General features: G+C 42.7%; 13 protein-coding genes. 6 read left to right on the top strand and 7 right to left on the bottom strand.

Annotated elements, in window-relative coordinates; translation table 11 throughout:
• Window positions 1-41 precede the first annotated feature (41 nt).
• The 3 genes from I8748_RS33690 to I8748_RS33680 form a co-directional block, all read right to left on the bottom strand.
• Window positions 42-1538 (bottom strand): flavin-containing monooxygenase, encoded by a 1497-nt coding sequence (locus I8748_RS33690; RefSeq protein WP_198128825.1) that lies wholly within the window; start codon window positions 1536-1538, stop codon window positions 42-44.
• Between the two features lie 210 nt (window positions 1539-1748).
• On the bottom strand, window positions 1749-2471 hold the full coding sequence (locus tag I8748_RS33685) for a hypothetical protein (protein ID WP_198128824.1): 723 nt from the start codon (window positions 2469-2471) through the stop codon (window positions 1749-1751).
• 804 nt (window positions 2472-3275) lie between these two features.
• Window positions 3276-4862 carry an NAD(P)H-quinone oxidoreductase subunit N gene (locus I8748_RS33680; RefSeq protein ID WP_198128823.1) on the bottom strand — a complete coding sequence of 529 codons (1587 nt, stop codon included), beginning with the start codon at window positions 4860-4862 and terminating at the stop codon, window positions 3276-3278.
• A gap of 87 nt (window positions 4863-4949) precedes the next feature.
• Here I8748_RS33680 and I8748_RS35930 point away from each other — a divergent pair, with 87 nt between their 5' ends.
• Window positions 4950-5078, top strand: a complete 129-nt coding sequence (locus I8748_RS35930; RefSeq protein WP_263977121.1) for a hypothetical protein — start codon at window positions 4950-4952, stop codon at window positions 5076-5078.
• A 354-nt stretch (window positions 5079-5432) separates the two neighbouring features.
• Here I8748_RS35930 and I8748_RS33675 read toward each other — a convergent pair whose 3' ends face one another.
• The 3 genes from I8748_RS33675 to I8748_RS33665 all read right to left on the bottom strand — a co-directional run bounded on the left by I8748_RS33675 (window position 5433) and on the right by I8748_RS33665 (window position 7273).
• Complete coding sequence (locus tag I8748_RS33675; protein WP_198128822.1) at window positions 5433-5738, bottom strand: RNA recognition motif domain-containing protein; 306 nt, start codon at window positions 5736-5738, stop codon at window positions 5433-5435.
• 226 nt (window positions 5739-5964) lie between these two features.
• Complete coding sequence (locus I8748_RS33670; RefSeq protein ID WP_198128821.1) at window positions 5965-6993, bottom strand: DUF6745 domain-containing protein; 1029 nt, start codon at window positions 6991-6993, stop codon at window positions 5965-5967.
• Entirely contained in the window at window positions 6980-7273 is a 294-nt protein-coding gene (locus tag I8748_RS33665; protein ID WP_198128820.1) for a hypothetical protein, read from the bottom strand. The genes I8748_RS33670 and I8748_RS33665 overlap by 14 nt, the downstream gene beginning before the upstream one ends.
• Before the next feature lie 678 nt (window positions 7274-7951).
• Here I8748_RS33665 and topA point away from each other — a divergent pair.
• The 5 genes from topA (at window position 7952) to I8748_RS33640 (ending at window position 15744) form a co-directional block, all read left to right on the top strand.
• On the top strand, window positions 7952-10603 hold the full coding sequence (gene topA / locus I8748_RS33660) for a type I DNA topoisomerase (protein WP_198128819.1): 2652 nt from the start codon (window positions 7952-7954) through the stop codon (window positions 10601-10603).
• A gap of 426 nt (window positions 10604-11029) precedes the next feature.
• Window positions 11030-11167, top strand: a complete 138-nt coding sequence (locus tag I8748_RS33655) for a hypothetical protein (protein WP_198128818.1) — start codon at window positions 11030-11032, stop codon at window positions 11165-11167.
• A 25-nt stretch (window positions 11168-11192) separates the two neighbouring features.
• A complete protein-coding gene (gene aroQ, locus I8748_RS33650) occupies window positions 11193-11642 on the top strand; it encodes a type II 3-dehydroquinate dehydratase (protein ID WP_214662877.1) in 450 nt (149 codons plus the stop codon).
• A 256-nt stretch (window positions 11643-11898) separates the two neighbouring features.
• Window positions 11899-12855: an ADP-ribosylglycohydrolase family protein gene (locus tag I8748_RS33645; protein WP_198128817.1), complete on the top strand. Its 957-nt coding sequence runs from the start codon at window positions 11899-11901 to the stop codon at window positions 12853-12855.
• Between the two features lie 207 nt (window positions 12856-13062).
• Window positions 13063-15744, top strand: a complete 2682-nt coding sequence (locus I8748_RS33640; RefSeq protein ID WP_198128816.1) for an HD family phosphohydrolase — start codon at window positions 13063-13065, stop codon at window positions 15742-15744.
• A 536-nt stretch (window positions 15745-16280) separates the two neighbouring features.
• On the opposite strand, the gene I8748_RS33635 is transcribed toward I8748_RS33640, so the two are convergent.
• A complete protein-coding gene (locus tag I8748_RS33635; RefSeq protein WP_198128815.1) occupies window positions 16281-17846 on the bottom strand; it encodes a serine hydrolase in 1566 nt (521 codons plus the stop codon).
• Window positions 17847-18044 lie beyond the last annotated feature (198 nt).

The raw sequence follows: 18044 nt of genomic DNA, 5'->3' as shown, positions 1-18044 counted from the left end.
ACTGATGTAAATAGCGCATATCTTGGTGTCAAGAGAATGATTTACAGGTTTTTTTTCCGCAATTCCTGCCGGATTTTTTTGTAGGCAGATGGATTTACTGGTGTCATAACTTCTATTATCCGCTGCCAGCCTTTGTGACGACTACTTACACCCATATCTTGTATTAGCTGTTCTAAGTAATGATAGTTGTATGGGGATATACATGTGCCATTGTTACTACCTACAGGCCACTGAGTCTGCTTCCACTCAAAATCTATCTCCATATCCTTGATCATTTCAGCGCGTGAGGGTATAATCACACTTCCTTTCACATACTCTGCTAGCCACCAGGCTCCAACTTCGGAGATTAACTGGGAAAAGAAGGTGATGCTGTAGCCTACAAAACCTATCTCAGGAATATCAGGGTGAATAAGATTGCGGTATAGGTGGAAATAGCCTTGGTTATCAATCAGCATTTGCCGATACTTTTCTTCCAGAAAAGGGACATCCTGGCGAAATCCTGTTCCAAAAATAACTATGTCTGCCTGCAATCGTTCACCATTGGCTAGTTCCACTCCGTCTTGACAAAATCGAGCAATTGTTGTTTTTCTAGTCTGTAATTTGCCAGTGTACAAATACTCGTAAAAACCTTCGGGTGCAATTGCAGTGGAACAGTTAACCGATGTATACATAGGTTTATCAGGCAACATCCCACAAGCATCAAGACGGAGTTGTAGGCGCAGAATAGTCTCTTGTGTCTGCCAGAAAGCCCACACAAGGGGTTTTCCTATAGTGTGTAGTACCCACTCCAATCCTCGAAGTTGGCGATAGGGTAGCCAAGCCTCTGCAAAGCGGCTTAAAAGAAGGTATTTAATATTTACTAAACCCAGGAGAAATCTGGGAATTTTCCACAAGGTTTGCTGAAAGACTAAAGTGCATTCTTTGGCTTGACCGACAGCGTAAGTAGCTATATCTGTAGCCGATTTACCAAAGCCTACAACAATTATTCGTTTACCCGTGATTTGCAAACTATCGTTAAACTCAGTGGAATGTAGCACCTGACCTCCAGATGCTATGAATTCCTCCTTACCAGGCAATAAAGGTATTTTTGGAATGCTGAAAAGACCATTACAGATGAGGACGAAATCAAACTCGTACTTCTGTTGTTTGATTTCACCATTGGTATCATTATGAGAATTGATTGTAACTACCCATCCCGATTGTATGGCAGTGTTTCTTTCTACTTGAGTGACTTCTGTTTGAAATCGAATCTTCTCTAAAATGCCAAATTTTTGCGCGTAGGACTCTAAGTAATTCCGCATTTGCTCAGCTGTAGGCCACTCTGGATAATATGCTGGCATGGGGTAATCAGAGAAAGCATATGTGTCACGGGGATTTTGGGTAGTTAGTCCTGAGTACGTACGAGACTCTTCCCATACACCACCAACTTTCTTCTGCTTCTCGAATATAGTCACTGTGTAACCTTCCTCAATAAAGGTCTTGGCTGCGACTAAACCACTAATACCAGCGCCAATAATACAAATATGCTGAATTGTCATATGTCAGGGTTTATTTTACACATCAGCAAACAGAGCAGGGAAACTCGGGCCCCACTCACTAGCGATCGCGAGGATTAGGGGCACAGAGGAGTAGAGGGGTAGCGAAAGAAATTACCCCCCCTCATCTTTTACACTGAATGCAAATCAGTATTAATTAGTGATGAAATAATTAATGAAGAGCTAAAGTGCTATAGTGAGTAATTGATTTAATTATACTAAACTAAGTGAGTGTTTTTCTTGAAAATTTTTGTGGCTTTTGGTATATAATAAAAGCCCATTGACAAATTTCCCAAAACATTCAAACAATTTTTCGACTAACTCCCAAGCTTCTTGTCGAGTTTCTTCTGATAGTTCAATTATGTCGATAAATTGTTTTGTGTCAGATGAACCTATGATGTGTCCAGTTTCTACTGATAGATGGGAATCTGCAAAATAACGGCATTCTTTTTGAGTAAGTTCTTTAATTTCTCTACCAACTTCTGCTGCATAAGAAAACATAATATTTCCCGTGGCTTCGGTGACTTCAATTATGATTAACTTTTGGATTGGAGTAGCTGTAAAAGCATATCTATATAGTTCATAGTTTAACCAGCGAGTGTTCTTGATCTCTTCACTCCAAAGAAGTCTTAGGGCATCACTGAATTTTAGTGTTTTGTCAAGTTCAAGTTTTTCTAAATCTTCCAAAAACCATAACCAGTGATGGTCATCTTCATAAGTATGTTTGTTAATGATCGCTTGAATTGGATTGCTAGCTGGTTCTTCTCGAAAACAATATTTGTTCAATTCTCCAAAATTCATGATGAAAGGAGCAGCACAAGGTGCCCAAGATAACCTTTGTCTAGGGTCTATACTTTTATCTCTCATATACTCAAATAATGGCAATTGAGCAAACTCTTGTTTTCGTTTTTCTATTAATGCAAGTATTTCTTTCATTGTTTTGATTCCATGTTTCACTGATTCAAATTCGTGTCTGAAGCTGGTAATGAAAAAATAAAAATGTGCCTAAAAAATTTTTTATATTAAATGCAGATAATTAGACTTCTTGCAAAATCTTTTTTTGTTTCGCGCAAAGGCGCAAAGACGCAAAGAAAAGAACGCTAATAACGACTTTTGCAAGAGGTCTATTGTTCAGACTAATTTTAGATGTTGATGAATTTTTAATCATAGATAAGTAAGATTATCTAAGTATACTTAGTGACTAAGAAATGGCGATCGCAGGCTATAGCCAAAGTCTATAAAACCTACATCATCAACTTGTGAATAGTTTTTTTCAGGGAATTATTGTTAGAACATAGATTTTATTTCAAAACAAGACTATTACAAATATCCCTATTGCTGCTATAAGTAAATTTGTAGTTGATGGTTACAAAACTGAATCCTTACCATGATTGTTATTTTTTAAACAAAAAATGGTAACCGAAAATATCTGTAATTATTTAAGCTTAATTAATACACTGACACGAATACTTAGTAAAAAATACTATTATTCCAATTCTTTGCTATTGAAATGTCACAGTTGTGTAAACAGTAAAAATGGCTAATAGCTAATCGCTACAGCAATCTTCAAGTTGAGAGACTACAGTTTAGACAGTAAGTGGGGCTAGCAAGTCAAAAGTAAAATCTCTTTTGCCTTTTGCCTTTTTACTTTTAACTTCCTTTTAGGGTAGTCGTGTAGTTCAATCAATTGAAAACTGCTGTGATTGTCGAATAGCTATTAGCCATCAGCAATAGTCCAGCTTAGAACGCTTTTAATTGTTTAGTAGGGTTCGTCGCAGACGTTGCCAAAGGCATGGCGCTAAGTTGAGTGCTATTAACTGTTGTTGCTTGCAACATTTCAGTATGGGAGATAGAGTTATTAGCCAGTTTAAACAGTGGATTTGATAAAATCCCTGCTATGGAAGTGGCGATTAAAGTCACTACCAGCCCTACCTGCAAAGGTCGTAAACCAGGCAAATTCCAACGCACTTCGGGATAATTCTTCACTGCGTCCGACATTTCTTGGGGTTCTTTGACTACCATCATTTTGACTACACGAATGTAGTAGTAGATGGAGACAACACTGGTAACTAAGCCCAGCAAAACTAATCCGTAAAGACCAGCTTGCCAACCAGCCCAGAATAAGTAAATCTTACCGAAAAACCCAGCTAGTGGAGGAATACCACCCAAGGAAAGTAGGGAGATACTCAACCCTAGTGTTAACAGTGGGTCTTTTTGATACAAACCAGAGTATTCAGCAATCTGGTCAGTTCCAGTCCGCAGGGAGAACAGAATGATGCAGGTAAAACCGCATAGGTTCATGAACAAATAGACCAGCAAGTAAAATACCATACTGGCATATCCTGCTTCAGTACCAGCAATTAAGCCAATCATCACAAACCCAGCTTGAGCAATGGATGAATAAGCTAGCATTCGTTTCATGCTGGTTTGCGCCAGGGCCACTACATTACCCAGGATCATACTGAGAACTGCAAGGGCAGTGAAAACAAACCTCCACTCATCGGCGACGAGGGAAAAGGTTGTCGTCAGTAAGCGGATGGCTAGGGCAAACCCAGCTGCTTTGGAACCAACGGATAAAAAGGCAATCACTGGAGTGGGTGCGCCTTCGTAAACGTCTGGTGTCCACTGGTGGAAGGGTGCAGCAGAGATTTTAAAGCCAATACCTGCAATTACAAAAACCAGGGCAATTACCAAACCTAAAGATTGACCAACGTTAGCACCAGAAATGCCATTGGCGATCGCATTTAGTTCTGTTTGTCCACCAGATAAACCGTATAACAGGGAAACGCCATACAGAAATACTGCTGTACTAGAAGCCCCAATTAACAGGTATTTCAGCGCCGCTTCATTGGAACGGGGATCACGCTTGGTATAACCTGTCAGTAAGTAAGAGGAAATACTGAGGGTTTCTAGAGAAATGAAGATCATTACCAACTCACTAGCCCCGGATAAAAACATACCTCCAAGGGTAGCAGTCAGCAAGATGGCGATAAATTCAGCTAAAGCGGTGCCACTCTGCTCAACGTAGCGAATTGACATCAATATAGTCACAGCGGCAGATAATGCTACGATACCGCGAAAGATGATACTGAGGTCGTCACTGTTAAACTCACCGCTAAAGGAGATGGGGTTGGGATTATCCCATTGAAGATAAAGGGCGACAATCGAAGCAAGTAAACCTGCGATCGCTAGATATCCAATCCAGCGCGAGGATGTGCGCCCCAAAATCAAATCAACAATCAAAACCCCCAAGAGGGTGACAATTACAATCCCCTCTGGCAAAATCGTTCCAGCATTTAACTGGGATGCAAGATTAGCAAAATCCATGAGATATACAGGTTTTGGCGATTAGACATTAAGGCTAGCTGAGTTCATTCTATCTATTGTTCTTCACCAAAGTTGCATTAAAATTTTATGTCGGCGTGTAAAGGTGCGATCGCCTCAAAGCGGCTAGTGCCAGATGTAGTAGTGCATCAAGCAAACATTGATACTATCTCTACTATGCTTACTATCAGATTAAATTATGCTAAAGTCAAAAATTAAAATGTAAAGTCCCAAACAGAGAAACTCACGTTTTGTTGGGGTTGTCCACTCCTGTTTTATGCTTGTTGCCTTGCATTGACATCAATTCTGTATAAAAATGGGAGCATAAAACTGACATCAAACAATACCCTATGCAGGTCAATTCATGAATCGCTTTTAGGTGAATAAAGCGCTACCTCACATAGAATTGGTATTAGACAACAGCTTTTTTAATTCAATTCAAATTTTCACACAAATAAGCAGTTCAGTTGTTTCCTGAACTGCTTACATACAAATATGCTATTCAGTTATCTCCTGAACTGCTGATTTTATAATAAATTTCGCTAGGCGAATGCTGTTTGTGCCTCTGCCTTGCTATCGTGAGTATCCACCACTATTTTTTCCCCAGCCACCACCGCCAGAGCGAGCCGGTTTCTCCTCCTTTGGTCTAGCTTTATTTACTTTCATTACACGCCCCATCCATTCAGCACCATCCAGAGCTTGAATGGCAGCATCTTCTGCGGCTGATGATTCCATTTCTACGAAACCAAAACCCCTAACGCGGCCTGTTTCCCTATCTGTAGGTAGTTGAACTCGCGTTACAGTACCATACTCAGAAAATACTTTAGTGAGGTCGTCTTGTGTGACGCTGTAGGATAGGTTCCCTACGTATATTGACATGAAACTCTCCAGAATCCATTGATGCTGAGATGTTTATCCGGAGAGCCGCTTGCAATTATTACTAAAAACAAGATCCGTATCGCCGAACTTAACTTCTCTAATTTTATGCTAACACAACTTTATATATAGTAAAAGACTAAATCTCTCCATTGGTGCGGATCTATGGTAATATACATAGCTTTTAACTATAGTTACTATTTTTTTAGCTGATTGTGCAATTCAACAATCAAGTTTGTCGGAAAAAATCTTCTGGATCGATTCCCCAATTTATCCAACGGATTGCCTTCCGTGCTGATTCCACAGCAGGTGGAACTCGCAAAACATAAATCAATCCTGTGCTAGGGCAAGTCATTTTTAATAAATAAATTGGTTCAGAGTCAACATCGGCATCGATTTTCAATAATATATATTCAGCCCAAGTATCTAATTCTACTGCTTGTAATTCTTGGCAAATTCTGGCATATCCAATACCTTGAATTAAAACTCGCCGCAGTTCGGCATTTTTCTCTGATAAAAGCCAAGTAGCTTGCCATTGCTGCGGGTGGATTTTGCCGTATTTTTCAGGTAAGGTGACACCGTGATAGGAGTACAGGCTATATCCATCGGTAAATTCAATGGCGGGTTCGCCTTCTGCGTGGAGGCGATTTTGATTATCGAAGCGAAGATGAAGCGGGCGATCGCATACTATACAAACTTTTTCGTAAGGCCAAATCCAGCCACAATACTTCGCTATAGATTGCAAGATTAGCCATCTAATTTGGCTATAAGAACAATCTAATACCGAAATATAAAAATCTACCCAACAGCAAGTACTAGCAAATGATTGTGATTTTAAACAGAGAGTATCAAGATTTGTTTCGAGCCGATTTTTAACTTTTAGTTTATCTATTGATAAATACTGTAATGAAATGTAATCTAAGGGTAAGATTCTCAACTGGTTTATCAGCTGCCTATCTATTTGATATGATACTTCTCTATTTTTATTTGTCAGTTTGGGAAAAATATAGTTAATTAATTCCTTACATAAATTAGTCTCTACTTGCTTGGAACTAAGAATTTCCAAACTAGCGTAAGGACTATTACAAAAAATAATTTCTGGCTCTGATTTGCTGATAGCAGCGTAAGCAATTTTTATTGCTTGTGTAGTTTCATCTCTATCAATTCGCTCAGTTGACAGGGCAATTTTTCGCCACTTCTCCCAGTAAATTGGAATCAAAGCTTCTTGTTGGGGCGTTAACTTATCAATCAGCGACATATCGCCAACCTTCAGACTCGTATTCTCGTTGAATTTTCACCATCCAATCACCTTGGGGAATTGGAATTGCCTCATGTTCTTCGTAAACCAGCAACGCAGTTGGTGAAAATACACGTAAGTACAGTGTGCCATCCTTTTGTAGTAACTCTGCCTCACCTTCAGAAATACGATGTTTGTGTCCGGTAACTTCGCCTGCTGCCAAAATTAAATGATGTATCTTTTGTCTATCAATCTGCTGGACAGGTACTAAAATGACATCACCTTGACGAATTGATTGCATTGTTTTGCCTTTGGGGATTGAGTATAAACCCCACTTCGCTTTTGCTCTCAAGTTTGATTTAATTTTGGCACAACATCTTTGGAAGCAGGGAAGCAAGAAAGATGAGGGAGATGTGGTTCGACTTTGCGGTAGTTGAGCGTAGCCGAAACTCACCAACCGGGAGATGAGGAGATAGGGGGCAAAAGGATAAAAGTTAAATTATTTACCAATTCCCAATCCCCAATTCCCAATTCCCGCCTCTAAATCACAAAAGGTGTCATAGTATTACACTTGCGGGGTATTTTAAAAACTGTAGTCGTCAATTATGCACTAGATAAGTTAAAGATTGAAATAGCTGGCAATTCACAGCTAACATTCGTCTACTATCCTCTAAGAAGAACTGCGCCAAAATTCAGCGCGGATTTTCGCTCAAGAAGTCGCACCGCCTCACCAGGGAACTGTCCTTTGCAAGGCAGTGTTCTCATTTGGTAGCTTCCCCTACTCCACAGGAGAACCCAAAGGGTAAGGTAGGATGAAAAAAAGAAAGCGGTATCAGCCGCCAGGAAGGATAAAAATGAAAAATTTCATAACTCATACTTGTGACTTCACCCATTAGTTGACGTTTTATCTTGACATTTCGCAGAAATTGCCTCAATTTGACTGTTTAGCTTAGCAGCTACTCTTTTTCTTGAAATTTCCATGTCAACTCTCGTCATCGTCGAATCTCCGACCAAAGCTCGTACCATTCGCAACTACCTGCCAAAAGACTATCGGGTAGAAGCGTCTATGGGTCATGTGCGTGACCTACCCCAATCAGCTAGTGAAATTCCCACTGCTATCAAAGCAGAAAAATGGGCGCAGCTTGGGGTAAATGTCGATGCCGACTTTGAACCGGTGTATGTTGTCCCTAAAGATAAAAAGAAAGTTGTCACCCAACTTAAAGATGCGCTCAAAGATGTAGATGAATTGATCCTGGCAACGGACGAAGACCGGGAAGGTGAAAGCATTAGTTGGCATTTATACCAGTTGCTCAAGCCAAAAGTCCCCACAAAGCGGATGGTGTTTCACGAAATTACCCAAGACGCCATCAAAAAAGCTTTGAAAAACTGCCGTGATATTGATGAGCAACTGGTTCGTGCCCAAGAAACGCGACGCATTTTAGATCGACTGGTTGGCTATACTCTGTCTCCGCTGTTGTGGAAAAAAATTGCTTGGGGATTATCCGCTGGGCGAGTCCAATCAGTAGCCGTGCGACTTTTGGTCAACAAAGAACGCCAACGCCGCGCTTTCCGTGAGGGTACATATTGGGATTTGAAAGCTTATTTAGAGCAGCAAAAAAATCCCTTTACCGTCCAGTTGGTGACAGTGGCAGGTACGAAGGTGGCAACTGGGAGCGATTTCGACCCAGCAACTGGTAAAATCGCTGCTGGTCGCAATGTGGTGTTACTTTCTGAAGAGGATGCTGTAGCCCTCAAAGAACGCCTGACTGATAAACCTTGGACTGTCACAGATGTAGAAGAACGCCCAGTCACCCGCAAACCAGCACCACCCTTTACTACCTCGACGCTGCAACAAGAATCTAACCGCAAACTGCGTCTCTCAGCGCGAGACACAATGCGGATTGCCCAGAATTTGTACGAGCAAGGATACATTACCTACATGCGTACAGATTCGGTGCATTTATCGGATCAGGCCATAGAAGCGGCCCGTAGCTGTGTGGAGAAACTTTACGGTCAACAATACCTTAGTCCCCAAAAGAGGCAATACACCACCAAATCCAAAGGCGCGCAAGAAGCACACGAAGCCATTCGTCCTGCGGGTAGCACCTTCCGCACTCCCCAAGAAACAGGTTTGAGCGGTCGGGAACTTGCTGTTTATGATTTGATTTGGAAGCGCACTGTCGCCTGCCAAATGGCTGACTCTCGGCAAACTCAAATTACTGTACTACTGCAAGTTGAAGATGCAGGTTTCCGTGCTTCTGGCAAGCGCATCGATTTTCCAGGATACTTACGCGCCTATGTCGAAGGTTCAGACGATCCCGAAGCCGCATTGGAAGACCAAGAAGTAATTTTGCCTAGCTTGAAAGTAGGGGATCGTCCAGATTGTACCGATTTGGAAGCAGTTGGGCATGAAACCCAACCCCCAGCCAGATACACCGAAGCAACTTTAGTAAAAACCCTAGAAAGTGAAGGCATCGGTCGTCCCAGTACATACGCCAGCATCATCGGTACGATTATTGACAAAGGTTATGCCCAATTGGTGAGTAACGCTCTCATTCCTACTTTTACCGCTTTTGCCGTTACTGACCTATTGGAAAAACATTTCCCTGACATTGTTGATCCCAGTTTTACTTCTAAGATGGAGCAAACCTTGGATGACATTGCCGATGGTGAAGTTGCCTGGCTACCTTATTTACGCGAATTTTATCTGGGAGACAAAGGTTTAGAAACTTTAGTCAAAGAACAAGAAAATCAAATTGATGCCAATAAAGCCAGAACCGTAGAATTAGAAAATTTAGAGGCTAGAGTCCGTATCGGAAAATATGGGCCTTATATTGAAGTCGAAAACGGTGACGGTGTTGTTACTGCTTCCATTCCCAAAGACTTGACGCCTGCTGACCTTGACCCCAAACAGGTAGAAGTACTACTACGGCAAAAAACCACTGGCCCCGACCAACTTGGTCGCCATCCCGAAACTGGTGAACCAATTTATGTCAAAATCGGCGCTTATGGCCCTTACGTCCAGTTGGGTGATAAGTCTGATGAAAATCCCAAACCTAAACAAGTGTCCCTACCCAAAGCTATCACCCCAGAAACCGTTACCTTAGACATGGCTGTGGGTCTATTGGCACTACCACGGACATTGGGAGTTCATCCAGTGACTAGTGGCAAAATCCAAGCAAGTTTAGGACGTTTTGGCCCTTACATTGTTCATGACCAGGGTAAGGAAGGAAAAGACTACCGCTCATTGAAAGCTGGTGATAATGTTTTGACAATTTCCTTAGAACGGGCACTGGAATTATTATCTGAACCGAAAAAGGGACGTAACTCTGCTAATGGCAAGTCTAAAGCAGCCTTACGCGAATTGGGCGTACATCCTGATGATGGCACACCAGTGAATATATACGATGGGCCTTATGGGCCTTACATTAAGCATGACAAAACTAATGTGAGCATCCCAGAAGGGCAATCAGTAGAAGATGTAACGCTGTCTACAGCATTGCAATTGTTGGCAGCTAAAGCATCGACAAAGAAATCCACTGGCAAGACCACTAAATCAACAAGTTCAAGAGCCAAGTCAACGGCTAAGTCATCCACAAATACTGCCAGAAAAAAAGATGCAAAAGCTTAGTTAGGGTCAGTTGTAATTTGTCAGTGGTGAGTCAGTGCGGTCTTGGGGAGCCACTGCGCTATCGCGCTCTGCCGACTTGAAGCATGTGGTGTGGTTTCCCCCATGAGCAACTGACGTTAGCGACGCAGGAGCGTCACCCGAAAGGTCAGTGGTTTTTTGCTACTGACTATTGACTGTTGACTGCTGTCTATTGACTGTTGACTATTGATACAAAATACCCACCTTGGAGGAATACAGTCTTATAGGTTGCTGATGTGATACTCTAAAAAGTAAGGGAGATCACAACACCAAATTTGAGAAGCGGCTTATGCCTCAAAAAAGGAGGTGTGTGTTAGCCCATTTCCAGGCTAGAGGTGCAAAATTACGCCTGTTTGCGCGTAGCTGTTAATCAAAATTTGAGGTAGTATCTCAGGAGCAGTCAGTTCAATGGACTATATAGAAAAGGTGCTGGAAAAGCTTAAGGAATTGGCCCGCAAGCTGATTGAGGCCTTGTTAGGGCCAGAGGCTGAGCCGGAACCGGAACTGATTCCGATTCCTGTAGATCAACGATCGCGTCGTCGCTAAAAAGCTTAAGGTACTGAACTTGACATTGCAATCCTTAAGCATTTTGGCACTACATGGGCCAAACTTAAATTTGCTAGGACAGCGAGAACCAGGAATCTATGGTTCTTTGACTCTGGCTGAAATTAATCGCTTGTTAGAACAAGAAGCAATAAAATTACAGGCGAAAGTTGTTGCAGTGCAGTCAAATCATGAAGGAGTTTTAGTAGATGCTATTCATGACGCCGTAGGGAAACACCAGGGAATTTTGATTAACGCTGCAGCTTATACCCATACAAGTGTAGCGTTGCGGGATGCGATCGCTGCTGTCAATTTACCCACAGTAGAAGTGCATCTCAGCAACATTTACCGCCGGGAAGAATTCCGCCATCATTCTTATATATCTTCAGTAGCGATTGGGCAAATCAGTGGTTTTGGTGCCCAAAGTTATTTATTGGGCTTACAAGCTTTGGTACATCATTTAAGAGAGAAAAGTTAGGAGTTAGGGGTTAGGAGTTAGGGAAATCTAAGAAATTAATTATCCCGGTTGAAGTTGTTGACAGATAACTGATAACTGATGACTGTTGTCTGTGAACATTGATAACTGTTGACTTAGGAGTTATAGCCGTAGTCAGATTATGTCAAGACAGTGTTGATTGCTCAAAGCTTTGAAGAAACTGGGTTTATACTCAGCACGAGCGCACTTTGCTATAACTGTTCACTCCTCACAAGTCACTCCTAACTCTGTATGGATTATGCGCTACTCACTTGTAAGTCGGTTTAGAGGTACAATACTGGGGGTATTACTAGGGCAAACTTTAGCCAAGGACTATGAACAAAAGTCTCAAAATTGTTTTGAGATGGTAAAAATAGCCATTTTGGGTACTCAAAGTTTAATTAGTCTGGGCAAATTAGATTTGGATGATTGGCTAAAGCGTCAGCAACAAAGGTCTTTTGATTTACATATCAACAATAAAGTCTCGCTACAAGCTATTCTTGCCACAATCCCAGTGGCACTTTTTTTTCATGAAAATAAAATCAAACTGCGGGAAAATTTGCTGCGTGTGTTACAAATCTGGGAGTATGACCCAGTTGTTCGTGATGGAACACTAGCAGTAGGCTATGCGATCGCGAAATCTCTCACTGAAAAACTTCAACCTCGAACCCTCATCCCGCAAATAATTGCTTTTCTCGGAGAAACATCTACTTCAATACCACAAAATCTTTTAAAAGTCAATGATTTATTAGAGCAAGGAGTGGGTTTAGAAAAAGCCCAAGCCGAGTTTAGTAAACAAGAAAAGTGGAGTAATGCTATTGCTATGGCATTCTACTGCTTTCTTAGTACCTTAGAAGACTTCCCCTTGGCAGTTTTGCGGGCTACTGACAATGGTAATGTCGCAAGGCTTGAGGCTAGGAATTCACACTTGCAGATTATAGGCGCAATTACTGGAGCCTTGTCAGGAGCTTACAACAGTACTGTTGGTATTCCCGTAAAGTGGCAGATTTTGCTCTCGTCAGGCAATTTAACAGCCTGGGAATTGACCAGTCTTGACCAAATGCTAGAATTGGCTGATGCACTAGTGGCTGTGTGGTCAGGAGTGTATAGTGTTGCTCTACATCCAAGCGAATCTCAAGAACAGGGATGTGTCATGTCTAATGAACAAGCTTTGCTCTGCGTCTATGCAGCTCCTCACGTCATCCGATCGCGTTAATCTAATGGTTAGCAAGAAACAAGGGACTAAACATCAAATACCATCAATTTAGTTATCTACCAGCGAATTTAGGAGTTTTTTACATTACAATTTTTCAATTGTTCCTCAATCAGTTCCTGACATTAAAATGGCCCTCACCGCCGCCACCGCTTGCTCTTTTCCTAGGATTGCCTTGTTTTGAGCTATCAAAGTAAGCAGCCACATGTAATGAAAACACAGCGATTTCTTCAGTCTTTGACTCGACAATTGACTCACTGGCGACGATGGTACAAAGCATTACGCCATAAAAGACAGTTGCTTGGGGCAATGAAATGTAAAAGTGGCAACAACCGACGAAGGAGGCTTAAGAGGGATATCTTCAGCTATGTGCTTATATACATATTAAAAAAAATCAGCGCCAACAGCGAATACCAAAAACGAGAAATAGCCCTAGGCTCAATGACAAAATCGCTCAAAACTCAGGCTGGAATTGATAGATCAGGTTGCAGCTGGGTTCATGAGCAGCGTTTTACCGTCGTTTTGGCGATCGCAATAGTATCTCTCACAGGTGTAATGGGACACAAGTTGTACAACCAACCTCAACTGAAAGTAGGAACTCGCGCACCAGAGACAATTAAAGCACCATTAACTGCGATCATCGAAGACAAAAAAGAAACTGAAGCCCAGCGTAAAGCTGTGAGTAAAAGTTCTCTAACAGTGTTGATGATTGATGCAGAAGTCACTGAAAAAATCAACCAAAATTTGCAAGAACTTCTAGATCTAGGCAATGAAATTCGTACCACTGCTGGGTCTTTTCCTTTTTTTGACACTTCAATTTTGTCTGTTTATATTCAACATTATCTTCGTTCTTGTTCTGCCTCGGAATGGCAAGCACTACTGGCAACTCTAGAAAATAACAGCAAACAAAATTTAGGATTATTACTCCCAAAGCAGCAAATTAGAAGCTTGCAGGAAAATTATTTCCACTCCCAACTCCCAACTCAAAATTCCCAACTCAAAATTCTCAACTCCCAATTCCCCACTCAAAAAACCGACTTTACTCAAGCAGTAGCAGAATTAGAAGCTTACCGCACCACGACTTCAGAACAAAATCTGTCGTCACTCATTACCCAAATCTCCCAATCACGCCAAGCATACGCCCAAGCCAGCGCTCAACTTTTACAGCCAGAGACTACAAACTCAGATAACTCGGAGATGGTATATAGCGAAACTATCCTCCTAGACTTGTCAGATGATGAGTGGGCAAAAACACAAACGGGAATTCGCCAGAGTGCAGAACGGATGCTCACTCAAGGCATTCCCCACGGGCTACCACCAACAATTTTACAGAATGCAGTCAGTTTACAAGTGCAAGGGCTTGTACCAAAAAATGCCGAACCATTGGCAACTAAACTGTTATTGGCTGTGCTGCAACCGAACTTGAAACAAGATGAAGAACAAACCAAACAACAAGCATTAAAGGCTGCTGCTGGGGTGACACCCGTAATGGTGGAAGTGCAGCAAGGTGAGGTGATTGTTGGCAAAGGAAAGCTGATAACTGCTTGGCGCTTTGAGGTATTGGAGTATTATCAACTCATTCGCCGGGAGAACAACTGGCTGGAGTTGGCGAAGCTAGCAGGATTTGTGACGATGGCAATTGGCATTTTTGTCTGGGTTGAAAAGCAAAATAAGTGCCAATTGCGGCAACGCGATCGCTTGTTAGTACTGCTGTTGACTCTGAGTACACCAGGTGTCATCGCAATGGGTGTACAATATACGACTTGGAGCGGGGTTGGTTTGTTGTTGGGTAGCTTCTACGGCCGGACTTTGGGTGTAACTGTTGTTGTACTGCTGTTGTTATTGCTACCCATAAGTATGGAAGTCAGCATAATTGGGCTTTTAGCTGGTGCAGCAGGAGGAATACTAGGCAGTTGCATAGCCCAAAGACTGCGATCGCGCGAGGAACTAGCACTATTAGGTATTGCTATAGCTTTTACTCAGGGCGGTATTTACCTGATTGCCAAGCTGATAGTTGGTGCCGCATTTGCAGCAGGCTGGTATCTTGTACTTCAAGAAGCAGGGTTATTCGCTCTATCCGGCTTAGTCTGGAGTATTGTGGCCTTGGGCTTGAGTCCTTATTTGGAACAACTATTTGATTTAGTTACCCCCATTCGCTTGGCAGAACTGGCAAATCCTAATCGCCCCTTGTTAAAACGACTCGCCACTGAAACCCCTGGAACCTTTCAACACACCCTATTTGTGTCTACCCTTGCCGAAGCTGCTGCCAAAAAATTGAAATGTAATGTTGAATTAGTTAGGGCTGGTACACTATACCACGATATTGGTAAAATGCACGACCCCCTGAGCTTTATTGAAAATCAAATGGGTGGGCCGAATAAACACGACACAGAGATTAATGACCCTTGGAAGAGTGCAGAAATTATCAAAAAGCACGTCAGTGAAGGGTTAGTGATGGCACGGAAACACCATTTGCCTACAGCGATTCAAGCTTTTATTCCTGAACATCAGGGAACAATGGCGATCGCCTATTTTTATCACCAAGCACAGCAAATGGCACAGGCAGATCCCAGCATTACAGTCAACGAGGCAGATTTTCGCTATATTGGCCCAATTCCCCAATCGCGGGAAACAGCAATTGTGATGTTAGCAGATTCATGCGAAGCGGCGCTGCGATCGCTCAAAGACAGCACACCAGAACAAGCATTAACAATGCTGAATAATATTTTGCGTGCCCGATGGCAAGACAATCAAATGGTGGATTCTAAGCTGACGCGGGATGAAATGACAGAAATCGCCCAAATTTTTGTCGAAGTTTGGCAGCAATTCCATCACAAACGCATTGCTTATCCCAAGTTGAAGTCTAGTAATGAGAAATTGGCTAAGGGCTAGGGTTGGGGACTGGTGAACTCGGGGCCACACAACCGGAGGGAGTGTGGATTAGGGGCAATGGCAGGGCTGTTTCGTTCCCTAAAATAGGTAAAATAGTAAGATTCAAAGAAATAAAAATTGAGAGCAAGCGCATAATTCTAGTAAAAAATTTTTGCGCCTTCAACCAAAAATACGGATTTTTCTTTGCGTCTTTGCGACGGCAGACGCTTCAAGTCGGCAGAGCCGACGACACTTGCTTCAACGCTCTTAACCCGCGCAACGCAGTGTCTCCCCAACGCGCTGCCTCGTCTTTGCGTGAGATTATCCTCAGTACAAATCCCCATCATCAGCGAATGAAACAGCCCTGGGGGCAATGGGGACTGGCGACTGGGCAAGGTTTTTCTTATCCCTAATATATGTTATGAGTAAAGTTGCATATATACAGCAGTTTTCGTTGGCATGAAATACAAAAGCTACAGGTTTTGAGGCAGGAAGGAGTGCAAAGTTAGGAGTTATTCTTTGCCTGCTTCCCATTTTCTTCTTCTGCTCCCCTACTCCTATCTTGGGGCATAATACTGTGGATTCATAACTGGCGATTGATAACCGGTTGCAGGCATAGTATTAGGTATAGGAGTAGTTATAACTGGAGACTGATAACCATTCATAGGTACTGTACTCGTGATACCGTTGGGTACGGGAGTATTAATTACTGGTGACTGATAATTAATTGGGGGCGCAGTGATTGTAGTATTGCTTGGTGTAACAGCAGTTTGGTTGAATTGTTGGTAAGCAGCGCTAGAAATTGAGCTAATTAGTTTTTCGGCGCGGGGGTCATTATTGGGACGTTGTACCATCACCGCAGCTATATAGCGTTTACCTGTAGGAGTATCGATGATACCTGCATCTGCCAGCATTGTGCCAATATCACCCGTTTTGTGGTATACTCTCGCACCTGCCCCCAAACCAGATGGTAGTAGATTGTCTCTTGCTGTGCGACGCATGATATCCAGCATCAGATCACGCGATCGCATACTCACGACATTTCCTTGATTGAGCATAGCCATCAAATTGGCCAATTCTCTGGGGCTAGTGGTGTTTGTCCCTTGCAAATCTGGAAGTTGATTACGAATCATTGTAGTTGTCAATCCCCAACTGCGGAAACGCTGATTCAGTGCATCCATACCTCCCAGTCGGGCAATCAGCATATTTGTTGCCGTGTTATCGCTGATTGTAATCATTTTAGTGGCGACTTCTAGGGCACTGTACTGGGTTCCCACTGGTTTGTATTGCAGTTGTCCAGAACCACCTGCTACCACATCTTGTTCCATGGTGAGCATTTCATCCAGTCGAATTTTCCCGGCATCGACATCTTGGAAAAAGGCAACCAGAATTGGTACTTTAATTGTACTAGCAGCGGGAAAACTAGCAGTGCTATTCACATCTACGTAACTGCCTGTATCCAAATCGACTAAGAAAACTCCAGGTGAGAGATTGGGGTTTGCTGCCACCAAATTCTGCACAGCATCTTTTAAAGAGGAAATTTCCTGGGATAAGTATAAACTTGTACCTGCAACCAAGGCACTGGGGGTAGGTTGTGGCTGGGCTTGACCAACCTTATTAGTATTAGATGGCGCTGAAGGTACTGAAGTCATACGAGTAGCAGGGTCTAAAACCGACAACAGTGTACCGACAATTGCCCCCATACCGACTCCGACAATCAATAACCTCAAAGCATACAACAAAGTTCTGGCCATGGGCTTTAACCGCGTCTTGCGTGACACTCGTCTGCCTATCTTTTGCACTGGCTGCTTTTGTACTCGCACTGTCTTCAACTGTACAGTGCTATTTGAGGGAGGAATCTTACCCTTGACATGAGGGATTGGTTTGACTGCTGTTGGCATCATGACGCCTGCTTTTGACTTGCGGGCGCCAGCACCAACTGGGGGAGGGGTAACAACATGATTATTTACCCGCACCAGCGCTGTTTCCCCTGTGGGAGTTCGCTGGGGCTGTTTGGGTTTGGCTTTTTTGCGTTCTACTTTTTGGACTTTAGGCGATCGCTGGCGTCGGTTGGGGGGTTGACGCCGCGAGAAAGCTGTTAGTTTGTCACCCGATTCTGACACTACTACTCCTTGTGACCCACTCGACTTTTTTCTCCAGACTCCCGACCCAATACTCACTCCTGAAGCAGCTTGATGCGGAAATCACTTTTTGCTACTCCGTAGCAGTTTCGTGTTTAGTTTAAGCCATATTATCTAGTTTGGGGAGATGATTGCGTAAATATTAAAATTTTGGGAATGGGGGGTGGAGAGATGGGGGGA

It is taken from the genome of Amazonocrinis nigriterrae CENA67 (assembly GCF_016056305.1).
Classification (GTDB): Bacteria; Cyanobacteriota; Cyanobacteriia; order Cyanobacteriales; family Nostocaceae; genus Amazonocrinis; species Amazonocrinis nigriterrae.
The sequence above is the reverse complement of the archived record's forward strand: the minus strand, read 5'-3'. Positions and strand labels throughout refer to the sequence as shown.